Origin of the sequence: Seleniivibrio woodruffii (genome assembly GCF_029267515.1) — a bacterium.
In the GTDB taxonomy this organism is placed as follows: Bacteria; Chrysiogenota; Deferribacteres; order Deferribacterales; family Geovibrionaceae; genus Seleniivibrio; species Seleniivibrio woodruffii_A.
Genome location: NZ_JAJUIS010000002.1, coordinates 51,084 through 76,390, shown reverse-complemented (window position 1 = coordinate 76,390; position 25,307 = coordinate 51,084). Strand labels below are relative to the sequence as shown.

Sequence of the window (25,307 nt, the reverse complement as noted above, 5' to 3'; positions counted from 1 at the left end):
GGATAAAAAAAGAGCAGCCTGTTAAAAAGCTGCTCCCGTAACGGCTGAAAAGCCGCAGTGTGCGTAAGATATGTTATATGTATCTTTTAAGAGCGTCTTCGTAAACGCCTTTAGGCTGAACGCCGATGAACTGTTCAACAACTTTGCCGTCTTTAAAAACCATAACTGTAGGTATGCTCATGATACCGTATTTGGCTGCGAGCTGCTGGTTTTCGTCAACGTTAACCTTTGCAACTTTCACTTTGCCTGCGTATTCTGAAGCAAGAGACTCTATAGTGGGTGTGAGCATTCTGCAAGGTCCGCACCACACTGCCCAAAAGTCCACAAGGACGGGCATGCTGCAATCGATTACTTCTGATTGAAAACTAGCTTCGTTAAGTTCTGCTGCCATAGCAATCCTCCTAAATATCTTTAAGCGCTTTCAGATTTATACTATACTATTTTCATGCTTTGTCAATGCTACGAAGATACATTTTAAATATTCATATATTCATCAATTCCTAAATATACAGCCGTCATTGTGCCCGCAGGTGCTGCAGGCTATACAGCTCATATACTTACATCCCGAAACGATACCAAGTCTTGTGAGCGCAAAGTCATATTTCGCAGGGTCTTCTGGGTTCATGGCTCTGAAAAAACTGCTGACTTTTTCAAGGTTGGAACGGGTGGCAGAGTCATTTGTTATAACTCCGTTATTTTTTGCGAATCTGAGAATATGTGTGTCTATTATCATCATAAGCTCAGCGGGACTGAATTTCGTCCATAAGCCGAAATCTACGTTATCCTTGCGAATCATCCAGCGCAGAAACATACGCAGGCGTTTTGAACCGGATGTTACCGGATTTGGGAACAGAAAGTGCAGTCCGGTATCTGCATCAGCCGCGTAATTTTTAATCAGGTCATGGAAAAGGAGTATCCCCTCCTCCAGCGTATCCCTTTTGGCAAAAATGTTCTCTATGGAGCCGTATTCACCGTAAAGCCTGCGCATAAGCTCCGAATAATACTCTATATCGTGCTTCTTCTGAAACCTGTAATACAGCCCGCCGGAAGGTTTTACAGCCGCAAGAGGGTCTGTTCCGTAATAATCAAGGAATGAACGGATAAACCCTTTGATAGCCTTCACGTTTCCATACGCGAATACAGCCGCAGTCAAAGCGACGTATTCGGTGTTGCCTTCATACGCATGTGGGAAGAACACAGGGTCTGTGTCAAGATATTCAATACTGTTGTATTTCCTGTAAATATCTTCGAGAAAAGTCTTATAAATCGGTTCCGACCGCATCGTCACCCTCTCTCGGCACAAGATAAACGTTCTTTCTTATTATATCAATGTCGCCGCGCTCATATCCAAGGCTTTCAAAAAACTCGAAACAGTTAAAATTACCCGTGGTTTCAGTCTTGAAAACAACGTCCGTCTCACCTGTCTGCGCGGTGAAATCCTTTGCATCCATAACCTTGGGCAGTCCTTTCTTGTTCAGTTTTTCGTATTTCGCCTCTCCGGCTTCATATTTCGCCTTGAAAATGTCTATAAATTCTTTTGCAAACCCGAAGCGTACGTATACGTCGAAGTGTCTGGGATTGACCGGAAATTCGACCATGTGGCTGATACGTACCCATTTAGGCAGAATACCGTTCAGCCTGTCTATGGCTTCCTGAAAATCATCTATCTTTTCCGATTCGAATATAAGAACCTCGTTAAGTCCCGAAAGCCCCGTGGAAGCCGCCTGAACGTAGCTCAGTTTCGGCTGCGGATTGAACCCCTTGGTGAATTTCAGTCCGAATTTTGATATTGTCAGAACGTGAGTAAACAGCCTCTGGGTTTCGATGGCTGACAGGAGGCTTAGCCTTTCCGTCTTTGAAAACACCATCGCGTAACGGGTGAATTTCTGTTCATCCACGTCCTTCACAGGTTCAGTAGCTATTTCAGTTTTATCGGCAAATGTGTTCTTAATCTCTTTGAAGTCGCATACACCGCACATATGACATACGCCGTCTGTACAGTCCGATGTAAGCTCCAGCGATTGTGATTTGAGATATTCATCCCAAAGGAAATCGTTTGTAACCCCGGAGTCTATATGCTCCCAAGGCAGTCTCTCCGTGCGTTTGTAGCTGCGCTGAGCGAAATCTTCGACTTTCAGCCCGAATTTAGCGAAACACTCCTCCCAGACGGAGAAATTGAAGAACTCAGTCCACGCGTCAAACATGGCTCCGCGGTTAACAGCCTCTTCGATAACATTACCTAGTTCTCTGGAACCGCGGGAAAATGCACCCTCAAGAACACTGGTTTTAATACCGTGGAAAGCGTGGGGAATTTTATATTTAACAAGAAGTTCCTTGAGTTTCTGCCTTTTTTCGAAAAATTCATCACCGCTGTTCTGCCCCCACCACTGATATGGAGTATGGGCTTTGGGTACGAAATTTGAAACGGATACCTTTATACTGAATCTGCCTTTTCGCAGGTATTTTGCCTTTCTCGCAAGCTCAGCTATGGCAAGCACGTCTTCAAGGGTTTCACCCGGCAGTCCCATCATGAAATAGAGCTTCGCACCGTTCCATCCCGCATCAGATGCTTTCTCAACAGCCTCAAGTATCGCCTCTTCCGTAAGTCCCTTGTTTATGGAGTCACGCATCCGCTGAGAACCCGCCTCCGGCGCTATGGTAAAGCCGGATTTGCGCACCTTCGAAAGTTCGCGGAAAATATACTCCTTAATTCTGTCCGCCCTTATGGAGGGCAATGCGAGAGAAACCTTTCTCGCCTCGGTCAGCCCCACCATGGTGACAAGCAGTTCTTCGAGCCTGCTGTAATCCGATGCGGAAAGCGAAAGCAGAGAGGTTTCGAGATATCCTGTTTTATCCAGCTGATACAGTGCGTCACAAGCTACATTGTCAACGCTGCGCTCGCGGTTCGGGCGATAGATTATACCTGCCTGACAAAACCTGCATCCCCGTGTGCAGCCGCGTGAAATCTCGACAGCGACCCTGTCCTGAACGGCGGGGATAGCCGGAACCACAAGGTCTTTTATTGTATAGTCGTCAGAAAATCCGGTGTGAATGGAACGTTTTACATGTTTGTCAGGGTCTATCTCCGGAACGTATGTGAACGGCAGAGAGTTGAGATACGCTATCTTCTCTGCTCTTGCGGCACCGCTCATTTCATTGAGCTTAACCATTGCGTCAGGCAGAGTTATCTCAGATTCACCGATGAAAAATACGTCTATAAAGTCAGCTATAGGCATGGGGTTGCAAACGCAGGGACCGCCCGCAATTATAATCGGGTCGTCCTCGCCCCTGTTTTTGCTTCTGGCTGGAATTCCGGCCATCAGCAGGGATTTCAGCATATTCGTATATGACAGCTCATACTGAAAGCTGTAGCCGACTACGTCGAAATCTTTCAGACCTGCTGTAGATTCCAGACTGACGAACATCTCACTTCCGTATGCTTCGATGGCATCAGGCCACGGCATGAAAAACCGCTCGCAAACAAGCTCATCACGCAGATTCAATCTTTCATAGAGCATTTTATACCCTATATGGCTGATACCGACCTCATAAACGTCGGGAAAAACAAGACAAACAGTCGTTCTGCCTTCGTGTTCCTTGTGGATGGAGTTTATCTCTCCGTTGATATATCTTGCGGGTCTGGATATTTTAAGGAGCTTTTTATAATCTTTCATTATACCTCACTGGGACTGTCAAAACGCCTCATGGCCACACTGTTCACTATGCCGAGAATGGACATGAACGTGATAAGGGAAGAACCCCCGTAACTGACCATCGGCATAGGAATACCAACAACAGGCATCATACCAACTGTCATTGCGAGGTTCACGAAAAACTGGAAAAAGAAAATAGCACCGGCAGCCACACAAACCAGCTTTCCCGCCGATTCTTTCGAGTTTATGCCTACATAAATTATACGGAAAACCAGCCCTGTAAATAAGAGAATCACCACACACGCACCGATAAAACCGAACTCCTCCGCAATAACCGCGAAAATGAAGTCGGTGTGGCGCTCAGGTATGAATTTCAGGTGGGACTGGGTTCCGTTCATAAATCCTTTGCCGAAAAGACCGCCTGAACCGATGGCTATCTTTGACTGTATAACGTGATATCCGGAACCGAAAGGATCCGCCTCCGGATTAAGGAACGTCTCAACCCTCTGCTTCTGATAAGGCTTCATGTGCGTCCAGAGTATCGGCGCAGCAAACACAAGGCTGGTGACAATAATTACCAGCGTCATGCGCTTTATGCCGATAAAAAGCAGCACAATTCCCCATACGGCAAGATAGGTTCCTCCGGTACCGAGGTCGGGCTGGAGGAAAACCAGAACAAACGGAGGCATGGCGATAAACAGTTTTTTTATTATATCCAGCATACCGTACTTGTTCATTGTGAAATCTATGTAGAGCCTTGCCAGAACTATCATCCAGATGAACTTAAAGAACTCAGAGGGCTGTATGCGTATGCCGGCAACGGATATCCAGCGCACGGCACCCTTTCCCTCATGTCCCATGGCGAGAACCGCCGCCAATATAATAAGACCAAGAGCATAAAGCACATAGGAATATTTAACAAGTTTTTTGTAACCTATTGCGCTGAAAGCAAAAAACAAAAAATACCCCAGTATGAGGAAATAGAACTGTTTCAGCCAGAAATTGCGCACTTTACCGTCCACAGGGTCAAACCCCGCGCTATAAATGGCGAAAATGCCGAGAGTCGTTATCAGAAAGAGAAGTGCGAACAGAACGACATCAAAATTCTCAATGTGCTTCCTGTCCAGTTTCACGCTTAACATAGCCAAGATCCGCCATTTTATTTACTAATGCTCCGACAATGGGTGCTGCGCCCTTACTGCCGGCTCCGCCGTGCTCTATCATCGCAACCGCGACATATTTCGGGTTTTCCGCCGGGAAAACAGCGGCAAACCACGAGTGGTCTCTGTAATGCTCAGGAATATCATCCTCGTCCATATCCTCGGTACGTTTAAGGCTTACAACCTGCGCCGTACCGGTTTTTCCGCCGATATGAACTCCGGGAACATTAGCCCTGTAGCCGGTGGCGTGTTCGCCCTCAACCACTTTAACCATACCTTTCATAGCGACGTTTGCCGCCCATTTATCAATATGCACCTTGTTTTTAAGATTTCGGACTGGTTCACGCACATGCCCGGTTGATGGATTTTCAAGGTATCTGACAAGATTTGGAGTGTATATGTGTCCCCCATTGAAAATACCTCCGAGCATAACGGCAATCTGTATTGGGGTTGTCGCCATATAGCCCTGACCGATTGATGTTATTATCGTTTCTCCAGGGTACCAGCCCTCGTGGCGAACCTCTTTTTTCCACTGTCTGCCTGGGAAAAATCCTGATTTCTCGTTTGGCAGAGCTATACCTGTTTTCACGCCGAGCGACAGCCTTGTGGAATAGTCGTAAATTGTATCAATACCAAGTATAAGACCGAGGTTATAGAAATATACGTCGCACGATTCCTCAATTGCCTGAACGAGATTTATGGTCCCGTGCCCCTCTTTTTTCCAGCATTTATATTTGAAATTGCCGTACTGCATCTCTCCGGTACAGGTGAATCTGCTGTCCGGATTTATTTTATGCTCCATAAGCCCCATAACCGCCATAAGTACCTTATAGACGGATCCGGGAGGGTAACGACCCTCAATGGCTCTGTTAAGGAGCGGTTTGGAAGGGTCTTTTATGATAGCCAGCCTATCCTGAGAAGTTGCAAACGGTGTGAACGACATAAGATCGAATGCGGGCGCTGAATAGAGAGCAAGCACATCGAAATTGTTCACATCCATAACCACGACAGCACCTTTTTTGCCGTCCATCAGTCTGTGCAGGAAAGTCTGAACGTCATAATCGACGGTGAGTGTTATGTTTTCACCCGGAACACTCGCCTTCTCTGAAAGTATCTCGACAGGTCGTCCGTATGAATCAACTTCAACCTGTCTGGCACCATCATCGCCTCTGAGCTGTTTTTCATATACTTTTTCAACTCCGGTCTTACCAAGCATATCGCCGGAACGATAATAGGCGCTGTCTCTGAGCTCCTGTTCGTTAACTTCTGACATATAACCGAGGATGTGGCTGAACGCTCTGCTGTCCATATAACTTCGGACGGCTTCAAGCCCTATCTCAACACCGGCATAATCGTCGGAGTGTTCCATTATCTCCGCAACCTGATTGAATGACAGACCGCGAAGAATGACAGCAGGTTCATAAAGATAGGATTTCTCCACCTGCTTTATAGCGTATTTCTTATCTATAGGGAGAACCTTCGCCAGCTTATCAAGAATGGCGTTGAGGTCTTTAACGTCCTCTTTCACGATTTTCAGCTCGTAGCTTGGTGAGTTTTTAACGAGAAGCCGTCCCCTTACGTCCTTGATAAATCCTCTGTCGGCCTTTATGCGGACGATACGGATACGGTTGTTTTCTGAAAGCTGTTTGAATTTTTCGTAACTTATGACCTGCATGTAAAAAAGACGCAGAGCCAGGAACGCAAAGAAAAGACCGAGCACCACATATCCGAACATGGCGCGCTTTTTGAAATAATCAAGTATCTCGTCTTTAAGCGTTCTTAAAAGCAATTCTGTACTCCGAGAGTTTCACGATTCCTATCGCAACGGCAACGTTTATAACCGTTCTTGTGACTGTCATTTTCAAAACCGTTTCAGGGTCGTAACCGGAAAGGGCAGCGTTAAAAATGCAGTAGACAGCGGAAATAAAAGTGAACAGCAGCACCTTCGAATTAAATTTGGTCATATCCATAACAATATCGGCTTTAAACCTTGAGATTGAAAACGCAAGAAACAGCATGACTCCGGGACCGAAAAATCCGTTGCGCGCATAATCTGTGTAAACCCCGAAAAGAACGGAAAGCCATATATAGTTGTCTTCATCTATCATTTCGTAGATGAGAAGAAAAATCACCACTGCAAAATCAAAATTTGAAAAAACAAACGCCCAAACCAGCGTAATTATATGACCGAAAATGAGCGCAAAAAATATTGCCGGATAAAGATAGTTGATGCTTTTCATCGCTGTCTTATCACCAGTACATTTTCAAGTTTTTCAAACCTGACCTTAGAATTGAGTGTCATTATCTTGAAAAGTCCGGTTTCAGCGGTTTTCACATCGCTGACATAGCCGACCACCAGTCCTTTGGGATATACTCCGCCCAGACCGGAAGTGACCATCGTGTCGCCTTTTTTGACATTGTCAAGCCTGTCGTAGAAATCAACAGCCATACTGCCGTGACCGTTTCCTCGGACTATGCCCACGGTGCGGGTTCTGTTGTTCATAACAGAAACGTTGCTGGCGGGGCTTAAAACAACCTCCACCTCTGCGCTGTCCGCATAAACCTCGCGCACCATGCCCACAAGACCGTTATAGCTTATAACCGGATCCTGACGTTTGATGCCGTCGCGGCTGCCTCTGTCGATAACGATGAATTTCAGATAGCCTTTTACGTTGCGCCCGACAACGGATGCCGGAACGAAATCGAGATCTGAATAGTTTTTGAACTTCAGAAGTCTGGCTATGCGTCCGTGTTCCTTCACCTGCTCCCGCAGAAGTGAGTTTTCGAGCATAAGTTCGCCGTTCGCCTGCTTCAGTCTGTCGTTTTGCCTGCGCACGTCCACCAGATTAATGTACCCGCTCCATATATCGCTGAAAAAGCTGAACGTTTTTTCAGTGTAATACACAAACGGATTAACGAAGTTGCCGATTACGCCCCTGAACGGTCCTTTTATCTCAGGATTTCTCGCCTGAATGATAACAAGGATGAGCAGGGCGATAAAAGCGATAAGTGTTTTTTTCCAAAGTTTCATCTGCCCCGCTGCCGACACCCTAGTCTATTGTAACTTTTTTCAGAAGCTCGATATTGTCAAGCACCTTTCCCGCGCCTATCGCAACGGCAAGAAGCGGATCGTCAGCCACGATTATGGGCAGACCTGTTTCATGGGAAAGACGTTTATCAAGCCCTTTAAGAAGTGCACCGCCGCCTGTAAGCACGATGCCTCTGTCAACGATATCAGCGGAAAGCTCCGGAGGAGTCTTTTCAAGTGCGATGCGCACCGCGTCGATGATCTTTGACACTGCCTCGTCGAGAGCCTCTCTGGCTTCCGCGTCGGTTATCTCAATTGTCTTGGGTATACCGGTAACAAGGTCGCGACCTTTTATCTTGATGCTCATTTCGCTGTCCATAGGGAAGCATGAGCCAATCTTCATCTTTATCTGTTCTGCGGTTCCGTTACCGATGAGCAGGTTATACTTGCGCTTAACGTAGCTTACGATGGAATCGTCCATCTCGTCGCCGCCGACGCGCACGGAGTTCGCATACACAATGCCTGAAAGGGATATAACGGCAACCTCAGTTGTACCGCCGCCGATATCGACAACCATGTTGCCTGACGGGTCTTCAATGGGGAGCCCCGCACCGATAGCCGCAGCCATAGGTTCTTCAACGAGATAAACCTCTCTTGCGCCAGCCTGAATTGCGGAATCCTTAACGGCGCGTTTCTCAACCTGAGTTACACCGGAAGGGACGCAGATAACTATTCTGGGTCTCACAAGTGATTTTCTGTTGTGAACCTTCTGGATGAGGTTCTTGAGCATCCTCTCCGTAACCTCAAAGTTGGCGATAACGCCGTCTTTCATAGGACGGATTGCCACGATGTTTGCGGGAGTACGTCCCAGCATACTTTTTGCCTCGCTGCCCACCGCGAGAACTTCGTTGTTTACGTTGTTAATTGCCACAACGCTGGGTTCGGAACACACAACCCCTTTGCCTTTCACATATATGAGAGTATTGGCTGTGCCAAGGTCGATTGCTAAGTCGTTGGAAAATACGTCGAAAAGCCCCATGTGATTAAACACCCCCGATTGGGTAAAATTTTCTTTAATTCGAACACGACAATTTAGACTATAAGCAGACATATTTCAAGTGAATTAATATAACGAAACAAAGGAATTTATCTGCTTTTTTAGATTAGTGATTTTTATATACTGTGTCAAATAAATAAAATGAAATATGATGCATTTTTTATTTGCACTTTGAAGGCATATGCAGTTATGGTATAAACAGTCAAAATAAATCAACTTATCAGGAGATCTCAGATTCAATGGAACAACACCGTCTTGATAAAATGCAGAAGCTGAAAGAGCTTTCAGAACAGCCGTTTGTCAATTATCATAAAGTAGCGAACGACATTGCAGAAATTACAGCACAATACGCGGAAACAGAAAAAGAGAACCTGCCGGCACAGGATGTATGGTTCGACGTAGCAGGCAGAATAATGGCTTTGCGCCCCTTCGGAAAAGCGGCGTTTCTTACTGTTAAAGACCGCACAGGCATCATTCAGGTATATGTTAAAAAAGGGGAAATATCCGACGAACAGTATGCGGCTTTCGACCTTACTGACGTCGGCGACATAATCGGCATCAAAGGATTCCTGTTCAAAACAAAAACAGGCGAGCTGACAATCTGCGCGAAAGAGTTCCGCCTTCTCACGAAAGCACTCCGCGACCTGCCGGAAAAATGGCACGGTCTCAAAGACATAGAAACACGCTACCGCCAAAGGTACGTTGACCTTATAGTTAATGAGGATGTGAAGGAAACTTTCAGAAAACGCAGCATCATTGTTCAGGAAGTCAGAAAATTTTTCATAGATAAAGACTTCTTTGAAGTGGAAACCCCCATGATGCACCCCATCGTCGGCGGCGCAACCGCCAAACCTTTCATAACGCATCACAACGCACTGGACATGCCCCTTTATCTGCGCATCGCGCCGGAGCTTTATCTCAAGCGTCTGGTGGTCGGCGGATTCGAGAGGATTTTCGAAATCAACAGAAATTTCAGAAATGAAGGACTGTCTACAAGACATAATCCTGAATTTACCATGATAGAGTGGTATAATGCTTACAACGACTATCACGGCCTCATGGACATGATTGAGGAAATGTGCCAGAAAATTGCTGAAAAACTCTACGGTAAGAAAGAGATAACTTTCGGCGGAAACGTGATAGACCTTGAAAGCCCCTGGGCAAGAATGACCATGCAGGAAGCCATTGTTAAAGGCAGCAGCATCACCGAAGACATGCTTAAAGACAGAGAATCGGCAGAAAATGCAGCTACCAAAATTGGTATAAAAGTACAGAAGGAATGGGGCAAAGGCAAAATTATTATGGAGATCTTCGAAGAGTTGATTGAGCACACACTTATCAATCCCACTTTTATAATCGACTACCCGAAAGAGGTTTCCCCCCTTGCCAAGTCCAAAAAAGACGACCCGGAAACCACTGAAAGATTTGAACTTTTTATGGGAGGATTTGAGCTTGCCAATGGTTTCAATGAGCTTAACGACCCCATTGACCAATATGAGAGATTTGCTAAACAGGTTGCCGCAAAAGAAGCCGGCGACGAAGAAGCCTGCATGATGGATACAGACTACATCCGTGCTCTGGAATACGGTCTTCCCCCCACCGCAGGCGCCGGTCTCGGCATTGACAGGCTTGTCATGCTTTTCACAGACAGCCAGTCCATCCGCGACGTTATACTATTTCCCCACATGAGGCCTGAGGATGCCGAATAACACAAAAGTTACAGCGAGAGCCAAAACAGAAAACATCAGACAGCACATTGCGCAGATATTCACTCAGGCGCAGTTCATGTCTGCCGATGAAATCGAGAATATAAACCGCGAGCTTGTCGTCTTTGAAATATGCGAAGACGACAGCATCGGTTCTATAAAAGAGCTGCTGAAAACAAACAATTTTTTCCTGTTCATCTCCGATAAGCTCCATGATGCAATCCTGCTTGAACTTTCAAAGGAATACTATTTCGTGTTCTGCCTGAAGGAAGACCCTGAAAAAGAGATTGAGATACGTTTCAATACGCTGAAACAGCACAGAAGCATCAAACTTGAGTTGGAAGAGAAGACAGAAGAGCTGGAATCAACGATATTTGAGCTGGCATTCGCATCCACAAACGTTCTGGAACAGAACGAGTTCCTTGAGCAGATGGCGAAAAAAGACGGTCTCACCCTGCTCTACAACCACTCATATTTCAAAGACAAACTGAAAGACGAGATGCAGCGCTCCGAACGCTACAACAACCATTTCTGCCTTGCTCTCATGGATATAGACTTCTTTAAGAAGGTAAATGATAATTTCGGTCACCTTAAAGGCGACGAAGTTCTCAAAGTATACGCCAACACGATAAAAGAGTGCATCCGCTCAACCGACCTCGCATCCCGTTACGGCGGAGAGGAGTTCGCGATCATCTTTACAGAAACCGACCTTGAACATTCCATCATGGCTGTTGAGAGGATACGCACCAAACTTGCTGCGACCATTTTCGAAAGCAACGGGGAACAGTTTCAGATAACGTTCAGCACAGGAATAACTCCTTATCATAAATGCTATACAGACGTGGAGTTTATGGTCGGCGTTGCGGATAAGGCGCTCTATCTGAGCAAGTCAACCGGACGCAATAAGTTCACAGTTCTTATGGGCGAGGATGTCTGCGGCTAAGAGCTACTTTCACAGAACTTTGTAAAGTCCTCTGGAAGTAAATTCTAAATATTGCCTGTCCCGCAACACTTGAAGCTGTTGCCTGATTTTTGCGCGAATATTATTATTTCTTTCATGTCTGTTCTTTAGCCATGATTCAAATGAATAAATATCATTAAGATTAAATTCTTTTCTTCCTAGCTTTTCGATACAAAGAATAACATCCAGCAGCCATCCTTTAGAATCACGTAAATCCTGTGATTTGAAAAAAGTTAATTGATTCCATTTAAAGTTAATTTCATTGCGAGACATTACAGACCCACTTTTGATGTAATATACTTTTGTGTATTCCGGTATCATATTAAACAGAATATTACATCCAACCCAGCCTGCGCGTTTAGCGGTTGAATTTAATGGTTTTCTGCGCTCAATTAGATTTATTTCAAAAATATGTTTAGGAATCAAAATCAAATCATTTACAGTCATTTCAACGAGGTTGTATGACATAAAGAAAAAATTGGGGTTATCCGACGAGTTTATTCTGGAAACCATGGATTCATAGGCACCATCAGTTATTTTATTCCCAAACTTGTTCTTTTTTGATTTCAATTCAAATTGTTCTCCGCACTCAGGACAGAAAAAATCAGCAACAGGTTTGTTATTTGGGAATTTATTAAGACCGCAGAGACAGTTTGCACAAAACCCGTTTTCATGAACCCACGTTTCACTAGAGACCCTTACAATTTGGCTTAAACTTACTTTATCAGTGTTTTTAAGATTAAAAAATGTGTTCATTAGCCGATGAATTTCAGATGGACTTTGCGGTTTCTGGGTCCGTCGAACTCACAGAAATATATGCCCTGCCATGTGCCGAGAACGAGCCTGCCGTTTTCAACTATCACAGTTTCCGACGCGCCCACAAGCGATGCCTTGATGTGGCTGTCGGAGTTCCCTTCAACGTGTCTGAAATCCCTTGATACCGGAATGAGTTTTGAAAGAAATGCGTTCATATCAGTCTGAACGTCGGGGTCTGCGTTTTCATTGATAGTGATTGCCGATGTGGTGTGCGGAGTATAGATGACGACAATGCCGTCCTGCAGCCCTTGGGCTGTCAGCCTGTTTTCCACATCACGGGTGATGTCCACAAGCTGACAGCGGGCAGATGTATTGATATTCAGTGTTATCATTAAAGTGTGACGGCTTTAACTTCCATCATGCCGTCGAGGGCGAGAATCTCCTTAACAACCTCGGAGGGTATCTTGTTATCAACACGGACGAAGCCAACGGCTGTTCCTTCGGCTTCTCTGGAGAGTTCAAAATCGGCAATGTTGATGTTGTTGTTGCCGAGGATGGTTCCCAGTTTGCCTATCATGCCTGGTCTGTCCATATTTTTGAAATACAGATAAGTTCCCTCGCCGATAAGGTCGAGATAGTAGTTGTCGTATGTAAGGATACGTCCGATGCCATCATTGAAAACCGTACCGCCGAGCGTCTTTTCCTCTTTGTCGGTTTTAACTTTTATGACAACGAGATCGTTGAATTTACCATATGAGTTGGTTCTGGTCTCAAGTATGTCTATGCTGCGCTCTTTTGCAACGTAGGGAGCGTTGATGAAGGATACGTTCTCTTTAACTGCCACCTCCATAAAACCTTTCAGACCTGCAATGGTGAAAGGCTGGAAGTTAAAGGGTGTATCGAACGTTCTTTCGCCGAAATCCTCTTCAAACTTGGGTCCGACCATTGTGAACTCAATTGATTCCGGTCTGCCCTTAACGACCTGCGCCGCAAGGTGTCCCATGCTCTCCATGAGTTCGAAATATTTCTGCATCTCTTCGGGGAGCTGTGACTTCATGAAAGGAATGTTTACCGCGTTGCGGTATGAGCGTCCGTGGAGAGCGTTTTTAACCTGCTCTGCGATAATAACGGCAACGCCGTACTGACCTTCCTGAGTGTTCGCGCCGATGTGAGGAGTAACATATATGTTATCAACTTCGAAGAAGGGGTGGTTAACGGGGGGTTCGCTTACGAAAACGTCGAGTCCCGCAGCCAGCACCTTTCCTGATTTGCAGGCAGCAACAAGGTCAAGCTCGTTAACTATACCGCCGCGCGCGCAGTTAATGATAACGACACCGTCCTTCATCTTTGAAATCTCTTTTGCCGTGATGAGGTTTCTTGTTTCCTCTGTCAGAGGGGTGTGGAAAGTGATAACATCCGCCTGAGATATAGCCTGTTCAAGGGTTTCGCAAAGCTCGACGCCGAGAGCGTCCGCTTTTGATTGTTTGATATACGGGTCGAACGCAACGACCTTCATTTCGAAAGCCTTGCATCTTTTGGCGACGTTGCCGCCGATACGTCCGAGACCGACAACTGCGAGAGTCTTTTTGTAAAGCTGCATACCCATAAATCTTTTTCTGTCCCACTCGCCGGCTTTTGTAACCTGGTTTGCGGTGGGTATCTTACGAACCACGGAAAGCATCATCCCCATGGTCAGTTCGCAGGCAGCCAGTGTGTTGCCAGTGGGGGCGTTCATAACGATAATGCCTTTCATGCTTGCCGCTTCGATATCAACGTTGTCAAGACCTACGCCTGCACGTCCGATAATCTTCAGTTTCCCCGGATTTTCAATAAGATCTGCGTCAACTGTCGTGCCGCTTCTTGTGATTATCGCGTCATACTCGCCTATTATCTTTTTCAGCTCGGCATTCTTGATACCCGCCATGATATCGACTTGTATGTCGCCTTCCGCTCTCAAAATGTCTATACCGTCCGGTGAGATGTGGTCGGTAACAAGAACTTTGAATTTAGCCATCATATCCCTCTATATGAAGATTTAGGAGCATGATAATACCAAAGCGCGTAAAATTACGCAAGAATAACATACTAAATTTATAGGAATATTTTGCATTTTCAGGATTAAATATGAAAAGAACTTGACAGTGAACGGGAATTAAGGAATCAATATATAATCTTAATTTCGGAGCAAAACATGGCTTTCAACGATTTATTAATGAGAACCCTTAACGGCGAAAAAACAGACAGACCCCCCGTATGGTTCATGCGTCAGGCTGGACGATACATGAAAGAATACAGAGAGGTGCGCAGCAAGGTGACTTTCCTTGAGCTGTGCAAATCACCCGAACTCTGCACGGAAGTGACATTGCAGCCTATCCGCGCTTTCGGATTCGACAACGCAATCCTTTTTTCAGACATCCTTATCCCCGTGGAACCCATGGGAATCAAGCTGGATTTCGACCCCGCACCCGTAATTGCAAACCCCGTCCGCACTCTGGCGGATGCCGATAAACTGCGTGAGATAGACCCTGCAAAGGACGTCCCATTTGTAATAGAAACGGTTAAAATGCTTGTAAAGGCTCTGGATGTACCGCTGATAGGCTTCTCCGGTGCACCCTTCACCCTCGCCTGTTACATGGTCGAAGGTAAAGGTTCAAAGAACTTCGAGCATATTAAAATAATGATGCACACAGAACCCAAAGCATACGCAGTTCTGATGGAAAAACTCGCATCCTCAACACTGAAATACCTTCAGGCACAGATAGACGCAGGCGCGCACGTCGTTCAGATGTTCGACACATGGGCGGGCGTTCTCTCCCCCTATGACTATGAAAAATTCGTATTCCCCTATGTTAAGCATATAGCCGACAACATAAAAGGCGCTCCGCTCATCTACTTTGCAAAAGATGCGTACAGCTTCTATGACACAATCGGAAAGCTGAACTGCGCAGGCATGGGCGTTGACTGGAAAACCAGACTTGTTGATGCCGACGCAAAACTCGGCAGCGGAAAATACGTTCTTCAGGGCAACTTCGATCCCGTTCTGCTCTTCGGCTCAAAAGAGGCTATCAAAGAGCAGGCTGAGAAGATTCTTGAGGAAGGCAGAACGCTGAAAGGACACATCTTCAACCTCGGACACGGCATCCTGCCGCCCACTCCAGTTGAAAACGTGGACTACCTCGTTAAAATAGTCAAAGGACTGGCATGAAAAAAGACCTGCTCTACATAATGTATATGGGCGGACCGGACAGCATTGAGGGAATAGAGGAGTTCCTTTACAACCTCTTCTCCGACCGAACCATCATAGATTTCCATGTGGGCGGGCTTCTGCAGAACTTCATCGCCAGAAAAATCGCGAAAAAACGCTCCGTAAAGGTAGCACCCGAATATATGAAGCTGGGCGGGCACTCCCCCCAGCTTCCTCATTTAAAAAAACTCCTAAAAAAGATTAAACCCGAATATCAGCGCATCACAGGCAGAGAGATCATAAGCTCCATCGGTATGTGCTATTACCATCCGTATATCAAAGACTCACTCAAGGAGCTTGAGGGACAGGAGTTTGAAAATATCTACGTCACCACAATGTACCCGCAGTATTCATACACCACTACGGGCGCCTGTTTCGACAGATTCGACCCGCTGCCGAAACCAAAAGGAAACATGATTGTCAAAAAATACTGGCACATGAACGAGAAGTACAACAAGTGCATCACCGACAGAATCTTCTCAGCCGCTGAAAAACTTGGCAAACCGCTTTCAGAATGTCATATTCTCTTCTCCGCCCACTCACTGCCGGAATACACGGTGGCAAAGGGCGACGAATACACACACCATATAAACGAACAGGCGGCGTATCTCATCTCCAAAACCAACCCGAAATCCCATGGGCTTGCGTTTCAAAGCCGCACGGGACCGGTTAAGTGGGTTTCACCCTACACCGACCGCGAACTGAAAAGGCTTGCGGAGGAAGGCGTTGATAATGTTATCGTTGTGCCCATATCTTTCGTATCCGACCACATCGAAACACTTATAGAACTTGACGAACAGTATATCCCCGAATATAAAAAGAGCGGACTGAATATTGTCCGCATAGAAAGCCTTAACGACAGCGACGATTTCGCGGCGGCGATTTTAGACGTAATACTAAATTGATGAGACTGCCGCGTCGCTCCGCTCCTCGCAGAGACACCCGCACGCTATTGTGAACCTGCAAAGCAGGTGTGGCAATCTCATAAAATGGTGAATCAGTGGAAAAATTAAAAACGTTTTTAAGTATGATAAAGGTTGAGCACACACTGTTCGCTCTGCCCTTCGCATTCACAGGAATGTTTCTTGCGGCGGACGGGCTACCGGACATGCGCACAGTGGGGCTTATTGCTCTTGCCGTTCTGGGCGCAAGAAGCGGCGCAATGGGCTTTAACCGCATCGCGGATGCCAAAATAGATGCACGCAACCCCCGCACGGAAAAAAGAGACATCCCCGCCGGAAAGATATCCGTCACAGAGGCATCGCTCTACGTCGTGCTGTCGTTCGCACTCTATTTCTTCGCGGCATACCTGTTAAATCCGCTCTGCTTTTATCTTTCACCAGTGCCGTTCATTGTCTTTCTTCTCTACTCATATACAAAAAGATTTACCTTTTTATGTCATATAGTTCTGGGTATCGCCCTTGGAATTGCCCCCATAGGCGCATGGGCTGCCGTTACAGGCAACGTAAACCTCGGTATCAGTATGCTGGGGCTTGCAGTGCTCTTCTGGGTATCAGGCTTCGATATCGTATATGCCTGTCAGGATATAGATTTTGACAGAAGCGAAGGTCTGTTCAGCATCCCCCGCTTTCTGGGGCTTGCAAAATCGCTTATGCTGGCAAGGGTTTTCCACCTCGTAGCATTCGCTCTTTTCTTCTATACATGGCACTATTTCGACATGGGCTACGTTTATCTGGCGGGGATACTGCTCTCCGGTGGATTTATGGTCTATCAGCACTCAATAATCAAGCCCTCAGACCTTTCAAAGCTGGGGATGGCGTTCTTTAACCTGAACGCATACATAAGCGTTACCATCTGCATATTCACTTTCATCGACATTATGGTTAAGAGGATGATATGAAACGTGTTTTTCTGGGAGTGACAGGAGCCAGCGGCGCGGTATATGCCAAAGACCTGATAGAAAAGCTGCCCGCACACGGCTGTGAACTGCACCTGTGCATTACTCCTGATGCGCTGACGAACATCAACCTGGAACTGAATAAAAATTATGCCTCACCTAAGGATTTTTTATCTGATATAGGCGCTGAAGCAGCTCTGTATGATCACAAAAACTTTGCTGCACCCGTTTCAAGCGGTTCTTTCAGAGTGGATTCATACATAGTGGCTCCGGCATCCATGGGATTTGTAGGCAGAGCGGCAGGCGGGATAAGCTCAAATCTTATAGAGCGCTGTGCCGACGTCGCCATGAAAGAGCGCAGAAAACTGGTTATTCTATTCCGCGAGATGCCTCTGAACCTCATCCATCTTGAAAATATGGCGCTTCTCACCCGCGCCGGAGCGGTAATTTTACCCGCAGCGCCCGCTTTTTATCACAATCCGTCTGAAATCAGTGAACTTATCTCTTTTGTAACAGGAAAAATATTTGATATAATAGAAATAGAGCATAACTTATATAAGAGATGGGGCGAAAAGCCCGAAAGCGTGTAAAGGGGGATATCATGCCCGGTAGCTGGCTGAAAGAGACTTTTGAAAAAGGTGTCGAAGAGATACAGAAACTCGCGAAGACCGGAAGTATCAAGATCGACATCACAAACCTGAAAAAGAAACGTGATGAACGCGTTAAGGTCATAGGCAATAAGGTTTTGCAGATGATACAAAACGGCGAGCTGAAGGCGGAAACCTTCGAACCGGACTATTCGTATATTCTTGAAATGGATAAAAAAATCGCTATCAAAGAGTGCGAGCTTACCGAAACCGAATATGTGGACAGAGATGCCGCACCTAAAACGGCGGCACAGCCTGCACAGGCGGCTCCGGATCAGCCCGCTGTAACAGCTGCACCTGTCACCCCGCAAGCGGCGGACGACGACGAAGAAAGAGACCCGCACGAGGATTACATCAACCGACCCGGCTGATAAGGAGCCTGTCATGAAAAAGTATATAATGGTTCTGTTGGCATCTGTATTTTTTATGGGCGGATGTATGGACGTTTCCTCCATGCAGTATCAGCCGGCAAGAGAGCTTGCAGAGAGGTATGATAATTCCGCGAAGGACGACTACCTCACCGTATATTATGAGATAAAGGATGCTCCAGAGGGTCAGATACTCATGATGAGCATAAAAAACACAGGAAATCTGTTCATGCGCAATCTGAGCGTTCAGTTTGACGAATCGCAGTTCAAAAAGATGGGAAATTATACCTATAAAAGCCTCGGCAACCTGAAAAACAGAAGCGCCAAAGAGTTCTCTGTTGTTCTTCCCAAAGACGATATTGACTCTGTTAAACTGGAATACGCCTTCACTCCTATACAGGAGGACAGCTTTCTCAACCGCGATATGCCTGTCGGACATGTGGACATCGAGCCTATAACGGGTGAGATAACGTTATATCTTAAATAAAAATCTTTCAGGCAGACTTTAAAGTCTGCCTTCTTTTTTTCAGCTCTTGTGCTATTATAAGAACATGCTCACAAAAATAAAAAATATGTTTGCTTTTATTATTGCCATCCGAAATAATGTTATATTAAAATCACGCCTGCGGAGCCTAGCATGAGCAAGCATATAGAAAAACTTAAAGCCAATTTCGCACACTTCGACAGATCTGAGCTGTCCTTTCACGAACTCAAACGCATTGAGTCGTTCACAGATTATAACGAAATGTATGAATATCTCGGCACGCGTTTTCTCATATGGGAAGAAAAATTCAAACACGCTGTATCACCGGATCTAACAGGCGGCTATACCTTCTTTAAAGGAGGGAAACTGTGCCCCATAAAAAATATTTTAATAAAGCATCTTAAAACACACGCAAAAAACAAAGCGGCAATCATCTGGGTCGGCAGCGACGGAACCCAGAGCGTACACACATACCAGTCTCTCTATTCCGAAGTGATAAAATGCTCCGCGGCACTGATGAAACTTGGTATTAAGAAAGGCGACAGGATACTCATCCATATGCCGAACATGCCTGAGCTTATCGTTTTTATGCTTGCCTGCTCAAGCATAGGCGCTGTGCATGTACTCTACCATGCCAGCTATTCCGCCGAATCACTCGCAGACAGAATAAGCGATTGTAAACCATCAATAATTGTAACTTCCGACGAGTCCGTCACCGGAGGACACGTCAATATGAAAGAGAAACTGGACAACGCGCTTGCAAAGTGCAGCCACAACCCCAAATACTGCATTGTCGTTACCAGAACAGGAAAACGTGTCCATATGAAGCCGCTGCGAGACCTCTGGTATCACGACCTTATCTCAGACGAGGTTCACAGCGACGCATCAGAGCTGAAGATTGTACCGGTGCACGCAGAAGATACGATGTTCATGCTTTATACTTCAACTGCTATGGGCGAACCGAAGGCTCTCTCATACTCCTACGGCGGGTATATGCTATGGGCGTACCTGTCCTATCTTATGCTGTTTGATAAAAAAGATACAGACACCTACTGGTGTACAGCCGATATATCATGGATAACCGGACACTCATATCAGGTGTACGGACCGCTCATGGCGGGGCAGACAGTGCTTGTCTGCGAAGACACCATCAGCATAGACAACGCTAAAAACTTCTTCGACACATGCAGCAAATACAGCGTTAATAAACTGTACACAACGCCCTCCGCACTGCAATCACTAATGAACGCAAGTCAGAAAAAAAAGATATTCAGAGATCTTCACGCACTTGAAATGGTGGCCACCGGAGGAGAAAAAATGCGTGAGGAAGTTTTAGAGTGGGTCTCTGTAAAACTCTGTTCCAGCCGCGCAGTCATATTTGACATCTATTCAATGACAGAGGCAGGAGGAGCTATTTTCGCTTCAATAGCAGGATATAACGACGTCGAATATGGAACTGTAGGAAAACATTTGCCTGGAGTACCCGCGGTTTTACTGGACAAAACTTCAAAAAATGTTATAGATATAGGCAATACTCAAGGTGAAATTGTATTAAACGGTCCTTTCGCACCACTTGCGAAGTCTGTTTTCGGACAATCCGGTTTATTTGAAAAACTGTATTGGAAAAAAGATGCCCAGTCGAAACCATATTTCAGTACTGGTGATGGCGGGCAGTATGACGATAATTTTAATATGGTCCTCACAGGTCGTTTAGATGATGTGTTCCACATCGGAGGGAAAAGAATGAGCCTGTTGGAGATCGAAGATGCCGTCAGAAAATATCCTAAAGTAAAAGAATGTGCCATAATCAACGTTGTTGATGAAAAACGGGGCGAAAAGCTCATCGCATTCTGCGTGCTGAAGGATAAGAAAGACGAAAGTTACAACGACCAGATTATCAGGGAAATAAAAGAAACAATACTTAATGAAATTGGCGAAATTGCTATGCCTGGCGATATCAGGTTCACGCGGATGATACCAAAGTCTCCCGACGGGGTGATACTGCGCGATATACTTAAAGAAATTGCTATGCAGATGTAACACAGGAGTGATGATGAAAGTTCGTGATATTATGACCACAAATGTGGTGACAGCCGGTCCGGATGAAACTATTAAGGAAGTAATCCTCCGCATCAGAAAGAAAAATTTTTCCGGTCTGCCTGTAGTGGACAAAAACAATAAGGTGCTCGGCACCTTCAGCGAAGCAGATATTGCAAAGGCGCTGCCTGACATTCTTAATGAGGCTCAGTACATCCCACTTGTGGATGTGAGAGAACTGACCGCCGAGCCTGTCAAACGTGTTATGCACATGCCCGCTGTGACCATAGGACCCGACGCCACTGTTGAAGAGGCAGCCACTGTGATTCTGGAAAAATTCCGCCACAGACTCCCCGTTGTAGACGAAGAGGGGAAACTTGTGGGTCTTGTTTCTCTGGGTGATATACTCAAGGCGCTTCTGCACAAACTTTAAGATTAATCAGGCGTCAGCTGACGCAATAACGCGCAGCAGATGGAACTTTATTGTTTAGATGCAAGCAGAACAAGGAAGAATTGACGAACGGGCTGCGAGCATACATATGAGTATGTGAACAGTTCTGAGGAAAGGCTGACGCAGTAATGCGCAGCATATAAACGATAAAATAAGAAAGGCGGTCAATTTGACCGCCTTTAGTTATATTGAAAGAACCTCTTTAACTTCAGGAATCATATCCTTCAGTCTTGCTTCAACACCGTGTTTCAGTGTCATTGTGCTGAAGGGGCAGGAACCGCAAGCTCCTGTGAGCTGAACTTTAACAATGCCGTCTTCGGAAACGTCAAGGAGAGTGATGTCTCCGCCGTCCGCCTGAAGAGTGGGTCTAACCTGATCCAGAACTTCTTCAACTTTTTCTCTAAGGCTCATCGTATATCCTCCGTATTAATTCTCTTTTTTAATTTTCGCTTTCATCTCATCAACTATCGCAGGATCCTGTCCTTTGGATTTGAAATAGTTTTTAAGTGCTTCCTCGATAGCTTCCTCAGCCATCACAGAACAGTGTATCTTAGCGGGGGGCAGTCCGTCAAGAGCATCTACGATAGCCTGATTTGTGAGAGCAAGAAGCTCTTCAACCTTTTTACCTATCATAAGCTCAGTAGCCATAGAGCTGGAAGCGATAGCCGCGCCGCAGCCGAATGTTTTGAATTTAACGTCTTCGCAAACCTGATCGTCGTTGATTTTCAGGAATATTTTCATAACGTCGCCGCAAGCGGGGTTTCCCACTTCGCCGACGCCGTTTGCGTCTGATATTTCACCCATGTTTCTGGGGTTCATGAAATGATCCATAACTTTATCGCTGTAAGGTCCTTTAGCCATTGTTCTCCTCCTGTTTTAAGAAGCTCTATTTTCTGTTGTACATCGGCGACATCTCGCAAAGTCTCTGCACCGTTTCGGGCATAACTTTCAGCACATTATCAATGTCGTCTTGTGTGTTGTATTTTGACATGGACATACCGAGGGAACCTGCACATATGTCGCTGGGAACCCCAACAGCCGTAAGAACGTATGAAGCCGCGAGGTCTTCCTCATCTTCCGCAAGTATATTTGACGAGCAGGCGGAACCGCTTGCACATGCAAATCCTTTAAGCGAAAGCCACATAAGCAGCGATTCGCCTTCAATGTATTCAATCCAGAAGCTGACGTGTCCGGGTCTGCGTCTGTCTTTGTTCCCTGTGAAATGCAGGAAATCGAACATCCCGCCGAGTCCGTCCCAAAGCTGTTTCTGCAGTCTTACGAGTTCAGGAACCCAGATGCCCATCTCAGCTTTCGCTATCCGCGCTGCCTCGCCCATACCAACGATCGCAGGAACGTTCTCAGATCCGCTTCTGTAGCCTCGCTCCTGATGTCCGCCGTCCATGAGACCGCTTACCTTCACACCCTCGCGGATGTAAAGAGCGGCTGCGCCTCTGGGACCATAGAAATTCTGTGACGCGATGGAGAGCATATCGCAGTTAAGTGATTTTACATCCAGCTCTGAGAAACCAGCAGCGGCAATGGCATCCACATGGAACGCAACTCCCGCTTCGCGGCATACCGCACCGAGTCTGTCGGTATATTGTATTGTGCCTATCTCAGGATTGGTGTGCTGAATGGAAACCAGCGCAGTGTCCTTTCTGATGGCATTTTTCAGGTCGTCAGGGTTAACGAGTCCTGAATCGTCAACTTTCAGCTTTGTTATCTGGTATCCGTCGTTAATGAGCTTTGTAACCGTGGAATCCACTGAAAAATGCTCAATCTCGCTGATAATGACATGTTTACCGCTGTTTTTCGGATTTTTCAGAAATCCTTTGACAGCAAGGTTATTGGACTCTGTTCCGCAGGAGGTGAAAACGATCTCCTCCGCTTTCGCATTTATAAAAGAGGCAACCTCTCCCCTTGCCGCTTCCATAGCCTCGAAAGCCTCCCGACCGATGGGATAGAAATGCGCGGAGGGGTTCCCGTAATGCTCTGTGTAAAATGAAAGCATTTTTTCAACCACTCTTGCGTCAGGTTTGGTTCCTGCAACATTGTCGAGATATATCATGTTTATTCTCCAATGATGTCTTTGAATGCGTCGGTTATCTGCGAACCGATTATGTTTATGTAGTCTCCGGCTATGCTGATTCTGTTTTTAGACCTGAAAACCGTGACAGGGCGCTTTCTTGCGCACACATCCGCCATTGTCGGGACAAATCCTACTGATTCAGTAATATATCCGAAGTCCTTATTTACATCTTTTTTAAAATATAAGTCAAGAACAAATCCGGTTGAAATTGCTCCCATTCTAATGTCCACATCCACGCCTGTTTCAGCCGTTATCTTCTGTCTGAAACCGGCAAGAAAACCTGTGCCCGCATCCGAAAAAAACAGATTGAAAGGAAGTCTTTCCTCAAAAATCTTTGTTTCGGAATTGCTAAAAGTGAAAAGCTCTCTTGTCTGGCTGATCATGTCGTCCACACCGCTTTTTCCGAACACAGCCGCCGGCAGAAGTGCAACCGCCTCCATATCCTCCGGCTTAATCTGCACTGCGTTTATAAGGTAGGCTATGGGTTCTTCAACACGATAAACGTCCTCACCTGTCATAGCACCTGTGAAATCCACAATGTCCCCTTCGAACTGTTTCAGTATTTCAATGTCCTCTTTCGGATCGGAAAGGACAAGGAGGATATCGTCGCCCTTGATCATTCCGGCGGGAAAAACATCGTATTCATTTGTCGCAGTTGTTAGGGTCGTGTTTGCGAGACTGTTGCCGTAAACTGAAATACTTGTTAACGGAAATTCATCCTCCAGTTTCCCAAGCACTTCGGAAAGAATGAGATTTTCATTAGCATAAACAGATACGGAAAATTGACGCATAAAAACACCTTTCTTGTCTTTAATAGAATAAGCTGATGTCGGATTATTTCAAGACTTATTTTACAACGGTATATTTGAGCGCACCTGATTCATTCGGCTCAAATTTCAGCCCTTTTGCAGGCTGTTTATACCCGCCAAGACCTGCAATGGTTTTGCCGTTGAAGTTCACAGATGCCACTGCAGCATTGCCAACGTCTAAAATAAAGTATTGTTTGAAGGATATCTCTTTCTGGCTGCCTCTGCTTGCTATGAAATCAAGCTCTTCGCCGGTGTCGGATTTAACGTGGACCCAGCAAACGTCCGCAAAGTTGAGAACAGCAAGGTTGCCTGTTTTGACCGCTTTATTTTCTTTTGTCTTTTCATCTTTCTTATCTTTGTCAGTAGTTTCGGCTGTTCCGGTTTCGGCTGTTTTTGCAGCGTCCTCCGGTTTAACCTCTGCGTCAGCGTCAGCCTGAGCTTTTTCTTCGGCAGCGTTGACCTCTTCTATGGTCTTTTCAACTGTTTTGGGGTCAACAGTGTTAAAGGTTGTATCCTCCTGAGCGGGAGCCTGAGGCTCTGCCTGCTGCTGCGGAACCTGCTGTTCAACGGCAACTGATTCGGGAGCTTTCTTATCACCTTTAACAGAGAGAAAAAGTTTTGTTCCGGCAAAGATTACCAGAGCAACAACCACAACCGGCAGGATGTATTTCATCGTCGCGGAGGTCTCCTGCAGCTCCTCTTTGGGTGGAAATTCGTGGCTGAAAACAATCTGGGGTTCTTTGGTGAAGTTTTCACGGGTACACTCGTCCTGAAGCAGGTTAAAAACTTCATCTGTGTCCATTCCGAGATATTCAGCATAGTTTCTCACGAAGTTTTTTGCGTGGTTATATGAAGGAAGGTCGGCGAAACCGCCGTCTTCGAGCTGTTTTATTATATCCTCACTCATTCTGGTATCCTGAGTGACTTTTTCGTAACTTAGTCCCTGCGCTTCTCTGGTCTCTTTCATTAATGATCCGAGTTTGCTCATTTTCCCCGCCA

Annotated in this window: 26 protein-coding genes; 10 read left to right on the top strand and 16 right to left on the bottom strand. The window is 45.9% G+C overall.

Annotated elements, in window-relative coordinates; translation table 11 throughout:
• Positions 1-73 precede the first annotated feature (73 nt).
• The 8 genes from trxA to Q7P67_RS02875 form a co-directional block, all read right to left on the bottom strand.
• Complete coding sequence (gene trxA, locus Q7P67_RS02910; protein WP_303850386.1) at positions 74-391, bottom strand: thioredoxin; 318 nt, start codon at positions 389-391, stop codon at positions 74-76.
• A 102-nt stretch (positions 392-493) separates the two neighbouring features.
• Positions 494-1,282 carry a TIGR02757 family protein gene (locus tag Q7P67_RS02905; RefSeq protein ID WP_303850385.1) on the bottom strand — a complete coding sequence of 263 codons (789 nt, stop codon included), beginning with the start codon at positions 1,280-1,282 and terminating at the stop codon, positions 494-496.
• Positions 1,260-3,674, bottom strand: coding sequence for a TIGR03960 family B12-binding radical SAM protein (locus Q7P67_RS02900; protein ID WP_303850384.1), 2,415 nt, complete (start codon positions 3,672-3,674; stop codon positions 1,260-1,262). Before Q7P67_RS02900 ends, Q7P67_RS02905 begins: the two co-directional genes overlap by 23 nt.
• Positions 3,674-4,795, bottom strand: a complete 1,122-nt coding sequence (gene rodA / locus Q7P67_RS02895) for a rod shape-determining protein RodA (protein WP_303850611.1) — start codon at positions 4,793-4,795, stop codon at positions 3,674-3,676. The genes Q7P67_RS02900 and rodA overlap by 1 nt, the downstream gene beginning before the upstream one ends.
• Positions 4,761-6,602 carry a penicillin-binding protein 2 gene (gene mrdA, locus Q7P67_RS02890; protein ID WP_303850383.1) on the bottom strand — a complete coding sequence of 614 codons (1,842 nt, stop codon included), beginning with the start codon at positions 6,600-6,602 and terminating at the stop codon, positions 4,761-4,763. The genes rodA and mrdA overlap by 35 nt, the downstream gene beginning before the upstream one ends.
• A complete protein-coding gene (locus Q7P67_RS02885; RefSeq protein WP_303850382.1) occupies positions 6,583-7,053 on the bottom strand; it encodes a hypothetical protein in 471 nt (156 codons plus the stop codon). The genes mrdA and Q7P67_RS02885 overlap by 20 nt, the downstream gene beginning before the upstream one ends.
• A complete protein-coding gene (mreC, locus tag Q7P67_RS02880) occupies positions 7,050-7,844 on the bottom strand; it encodes a rod shape-determining protein MreC (protein WP_303850381.1) in 795 nt (264 codons plus the stop codon). Before mreC ends, Q7P67_RS02885 begins: the two co-directional genes overlap by 4 nt.
• Before the next feature lie 19 nt (positions 7,845-7,863).
• Entirely contained in the window at positions 7,864-8,880 is a 1,017-nt protein-coding gene (locus Q7P67_RS02875) for a rod shape-determining protein (RefSeq protein ID WP_303850380.1), read from the bottom strand.
• A gap of 257 nt (positions 8,881-9,137) precedes the next feature.
• Between Q7P67_RS02875 and lysS the strand changes: the two genes are divergently transcribed.
• Together lysS and Q7P67_RS02865 are read left to right on the top strand one after the other, a co-directional pair.
• Positions 9,138-10,607 carry a lysine--tRNA ligase gene (lysS, locus tag Q7P67_RS02870; RefSeq protein ID WP_303850379.1) on the top strand — a complete coding sequence of 490 codons (1,470 nt, stop codon included), beginning with the start codon at positions 9,138-9,140 and terminating at the stop codon, positions 10,605-10,607.
• Positions 10,597-11,547 carry a GGDEF domain-containing protein gene (locus Q7P67_RS02865; RefSeq protein ID WP_303850378.1) on the top strand — a complete coding sequence of 317 codons (951 nt, stop codon included), beginning with the start codon at positions 10,597-10,599 and terminating at the stop codon, positions 11,545-11,547. The genes lysS and Q7P67_RS02865 overlap by 11 nt, the downstream gene beginning before the upstream one ends.
• Positions 11,548-11,556: 9 nt before the next feature.
• On the opposite strand, the gene Q7P67_RS02860 is transcribed toward Q7P67_RS02865, so the two are convergent.
• From Q7P67_RS02860 to serA, 3 genes are read right to left on the bottom strand one after another with little or no spacing between them, the layout of a single operon-like run.
• Positions 11,557-12,321 carry a DpnI domain-containing protein gene (locus Q7P67_RS02860; protein WP_303850377.1) on the bottom strand — a complete coding sequence of 255 codons (765 nt, stop codon included), beginning with the start codon at positions 12,319-12,321 and terminating at the stop codon, positions 11,557-11,559.
• Positions 12,321-12,713, bottom strand: coding sequence for a secondary thiamine-phosphate synthase enzyme YjbQ (locus Q7P67_RS02855; RefSeq protein ID WP_303850376.1), 393 nt, complete (start codon positions 12,711-12,713; stop codon positions 12,321-12,323). The genes Q7P67_RS02860 and Q7P67_RS02855 overlap by 1 nt, the downstream gene beginning before the upstream one ends.
• Complete coding sequence (serA, locus tag Q7P67_RS02850; RefSeq protein ID WP_303850375.1) at positions 12,713-14,338, bottom strand: phosphoglycerate dehydrogenase; 1,626 nt, start codon at positions 14,336-14,338, stop codon at positions 12,713-12,715. Before serA ends, Q7P67_RS02855 begins: the two co-directional genes overlap by 1 nt.
• Positions 14,339-14,512: 174 nt before the next feature.
• Here serA and hemE point away from each other — a divergent pair, with 174 nt between their 5' ends.
• The 8 genes from hemE to Q7P67_RS02810 all read left to right on the top strand — a co-directional run bounded on the left by hemE (position 14,513) and on the right by Q7P67_RS02810 (position 21,392).
• Positions 14,513-15,526 carry a uroporphyrinogen decarboxylase gene (gene hemE, locus Q7P67_RS02845; protein WP_303850374.1) on the top strand — a complete coding sequence of 338 codons (1,014 nt, stop codon included), beginning with the start codon at positions 14,513-14,515 and terminating at the stop codon, positions 15,524-15,526.
• Positions 15,523-16,470 (top strand): ferrochelatase, encoded by a 948-nt coding sequence (gene hemH, locus Q7P67_RS02840; protein WP_303850373.1) that lies wholly within the window; start codon positions 15,523-15,525, stop codon positions 16,468-16,470. Before hemE ends, hemH begins: the two co-directional genes overlap by 4 nt.
• Positions 16,471-16,592: 122 nt before the next feature.
• Positions 16,593-17,426 (top strand): UbiA-like polyprenyltransferase, encoded by an 834-nt coding sequence (locus Q7P67_RS02835; protein WP_369695986.1) that lies wholly within the window; start codon positions 16,593-16,595, stop codon positions 17,424-17,426.
• Positions 17,423-18,013, top strand: a complete 591-nt coding sequence (locus Q7P67_RS02830; RefSeq protein ID WP_303850371.1) for a UbiX family flavin prenyltransferase — start codon at positions 17,423-17,425, stop codon at positions 18,011-18,013. The genes Q7P67_RS02835 and Q7P67_RS02830 overlap by 4 nt, the downstream gene beginning before the upstream one ends.
• 11 nt (positions 18,014-18,024) lie before the next feature.
• The gene (locus Q7P67_RS02825) at positions 18,025-18,441 is read left to right on the top strand and encodes a hypothetical protein (RefSeq protein ID WP_303850370.1); all 417 of its coding nucleotides are present in this window, start codon (positions 18,025-18,027) and stop codon (positions 18,439-18,441) included.
• A 13-nt stretch (positions 18,442-18,454) separates the two neighbouring features.
• Positions 18,455-18,925, top strand: a complete 471-nt coding sequence (locus Q7P67_RS02820; protein WP_303850369.1) for a hypothetical protein — start codon at positions 18,455-18,457, stop codon at positions 18,923-18,925.
• Between the two features lie 150 nt (positions 18,926-19,075).
• Positions 19,076-20,962 (top strand): acyl-CoA synthetase, encoded by a 1,887-nt coding sequence (locus tag Q7P67_RS02815; protein WP_303850368.1) that lies wholly within the window; start codon positions 19,076-19,078, stop codon positions 20,960-20,962.
• Between the two features lie 10 nt (positions 20,963-20,972).
• A complete protein-coding gene (locus tag Q7P67_RS02810; protein ID WP_303850367.1) occupies positions 20,973-21,392 on the top strand; it encodes an HPP family protein in 420 nt (139 codons plus the stop codon).
• A gap of 201 nt (positions 21,393-21,593) precedes the next feature.
• Here the strand turns inward: Q7P67_RS02810 and Q7P67_RS02805 are convergent, their stop codons facing one another.
• Genes Q7P67_RS02805 through Q7P67_RS02785 form a run of 5 tightly spaced genes read right to left on the bottom strand, consistent with a single transcriptional unit; the run spans position 21,594 to position 25,296 of the window.
• Entirely contained in the window at positions 21,594-21,821 is a 228-nt protein-coding gene (locus Q7P67_RS02805) for a NifU family protein (protein ID WP_303850366.1), read from the bottom strand.
• Positions 21,822-21,836: 15 nt separating this feature from the next.
• A complete protein-coding gene (nifU, locus tag Q7P67_RS02800) occupies positions 21,837-22,271 on the bottom strand; it encodes a Fe-S cluster assembly scaffold protein NifU (RefSeq protein ID WP_303850365.1) in 435 nt (144 codons plus the stop codon).
• 25 nt (positions 22,272-22,296) lie between these two features.
• Positions 22,297-23,478, bottom strand: coding sequence for a cysteine desulfurase family protein (locus Q7P67_RS02795; protein ID WP_303850364.1), 1,182 nt, complete (start codon positions 23,476-23,478; stop codon positions 22,297-22,299).
• Positions 23,479-23,480: 2 nt separating this feature from the next.
• The gene (locus Q7P67_RS02790) at positions 23,481-24,290 is read right to left on the bottom strand and encodes a hypothetical protein (RefSeq protein WP_303850363.1); all 810 of its coding nucleotides are present in this window, start codon (positions 24,288-24,290) and stop codon (positions 23,481-23,483) included.
• A gap of 55 nt (positions 24,291-24,345) precedes the next feature.
• Positions 24,346-25,296, bottom strand: a complete 951-nt coding sequence (locus Q7P67_RS02785; RefSeq protein WP_303850362.1) for a helix-turn-helix domain-containing protein — start codon at positions 25,294-25,296, stop codon at positions 24,346-24,348.
• Positions 25,297-25,307: the final 11 nt, after the last annotated feature.

Excerpts from the sequence above, each read along its gene's own strand:
- trxA (WP_303850386.1), bottom strand. The coding sequence starts at position 391 with ATGGCAGCAGAACTTAACGAAGCTAGTTTTCAATCAGAAGTAATCGAT.
- Q7P67_RS02905 (WP_303850385.1), bottom strand. The coding sequence starts at position 1,282 with ATGCGGTCGGAACCGATTTATAAGACTTTTCTCGAAGATATTTACAGG.
- Q7P67_RS02900 (WP_303850384.1), bottom strand. The coding sequence starts at position 3,674 with ATGAAAGATTATAAAAAGCTCCTTAAAATATCCAGACCCGCAAGATAT.
- rodA (WP_303850611.1), bottom strand. The coding sequence starts at position 4,795 with ATGTTAAGCGTGAAACTGGACAGGAAGCACATTGAGAATTTTGATGTC.
- Q7P67_RS02885 (WP_303850382.1), bottom strand. The coding sequence starts at position 7,053 with ATGAAAAGCATCAACTATCTTTATCCGGCAATATTTTTTGCGCTCATT.
- mreC (WP_303850381.1), bottom strand. The coding sequence starts at position 7,844 with ATGAAACTTTGGAAAAAAACACTTATCGCTTTTATCGCCCTGCTCATC.
- Q7P67_RS02875 (WP_303850380.1), bottom strand. The coding sequence starts at position 8,880 with ATGGGGCTTTTCGACGTATTTTCCAACGACTTAGCAATCGACCTTGGC.
- lysS (WP_303850379.1), top strand. The coding sequence starts at position 9,138 with ATGGAACAACACCGTCTTGATAAAATGCAGAAGCTGAAAGAGCTTTCA.
- Q7P67_RS02865 (WP_303850378.1), top strand. The coding sequence starts at position 10,597 with ATGCCGAATAACACAAAAGTTACAGCGAGAGCCAAAACAGAAAACATC.
- Q7P67_RS02860 (WP_303850377.1), bottom strand. The coding sequence starts at position 12,321 with ATGAACACATTTTTTAATCTTAAAAACACTGATAAAGTAAGTTTAAGC.
- Q7P67_RS02855 (WP_303850376.1), bottom strand. The coding sequence starts at position 12,713 with ATGATAACACTGAATATCAATACATCTGCCCGCTGTCAGCTTGTGGAC.
- serA (WP_303850375.1), bottom strand. The coding sequence starts at position 14,338 with ATGATGGCTAAATTCAAAGTTCTTGTTACCGACCACATCTCACCGGAC.
- hemE (WP_303850374.1), top strand. The coding sequence starts at position 14,513 with ATGGCTTTCAACGATTTATTAATGAGAACCCTTAACGGCGAAAAAACA.
- hemH (WP_303850373.1), top strand. The coding sequence starts at position 15,523 with ATGAAAAAAGACCTGCTCTACATAATGTATATGGGCGGACCGGACAGC.
- Q7P67_RS02835 (WP_369695986.1), top strand. The coding sequence starts at position 16,593 with ATGATAAAGGTTGAGCACACACTGTTCGCTCTGCCCTTCGCATTCACA.
- Q7P67_RS02830 (WP_303850371.1), top strand. The coding sequence starts at position 17,423 with ATGAAACGTGTTTTTCTGGGAGTGACAGGAGCCAGCGGCGCGGTATAT.
- Q7P67_RS02825 (WP_303850370.1), top strand. The coding sequence starts at position 18,025 with ATGCCCGGTAGCTGGCTGAAAGAGACTTTTGAAAAAGGTGTCGAAGAG.
- Q7P67_RS02820 (WP_303850369.1), top strand. The coding sequence starts at position 18,455 with ATGAAAAAGTATATAATGGTTCTGTTGGCATCTGTATTTTTTATGGGC.
- Q7P67_RS02815 (WP_303850368.1), top strand. The coding sequence starts at position 19,076 with ATGAGCAAGCATATAGAAAAACTTAAAGCCAATTTCGCACACTTCGAC.
- Q7P67_RS02810 (WP_303850367.1), top strand. The coding sequence starts at position 20,973 with ATGATGAAAGTTCGTGATATTATGACCACAAATGTGGTGACAGCCGGT.
- Q7P67_RS02805 (WP_303850366.1), bottom strand. The coding sequence starts at position 21,821 with ATGAGCCTTAGAGAAAAAGTTGAAGAAGTTCTGGATCAGGTTAGACCC.
- nifU (WP_303850365.1), bottom strand. The coding sequence starts at position 22,271 with ATGGCTAAAGGACCTTACAGCGATAAAGTTATGGATCATTTCATGAAC.
- Q7P67_RS02795 (WP_303850364.1), bottom strand. The coding sequence starts at position 23,478 with ATGATATATCTCGACAATGTTGCAGGAACCAAACCTGACGCAAGAGTG.
- Q7P67_RS02790 (WP_303850363.1), bottom strand. The coding sequence starts at position 24,290 with ATGCGTCAATTTTCCGTATCTGTTTATGCTAATGAAAATCTCATTCTT.
- Q7P67_RS02785 (WP_303850362.1), bottom strand. The coding sequence starts at position 25,296 with ATGAGCAAACTCGGATCATTAATGAAAGAGACCAGAGAAGCGCAGGGA.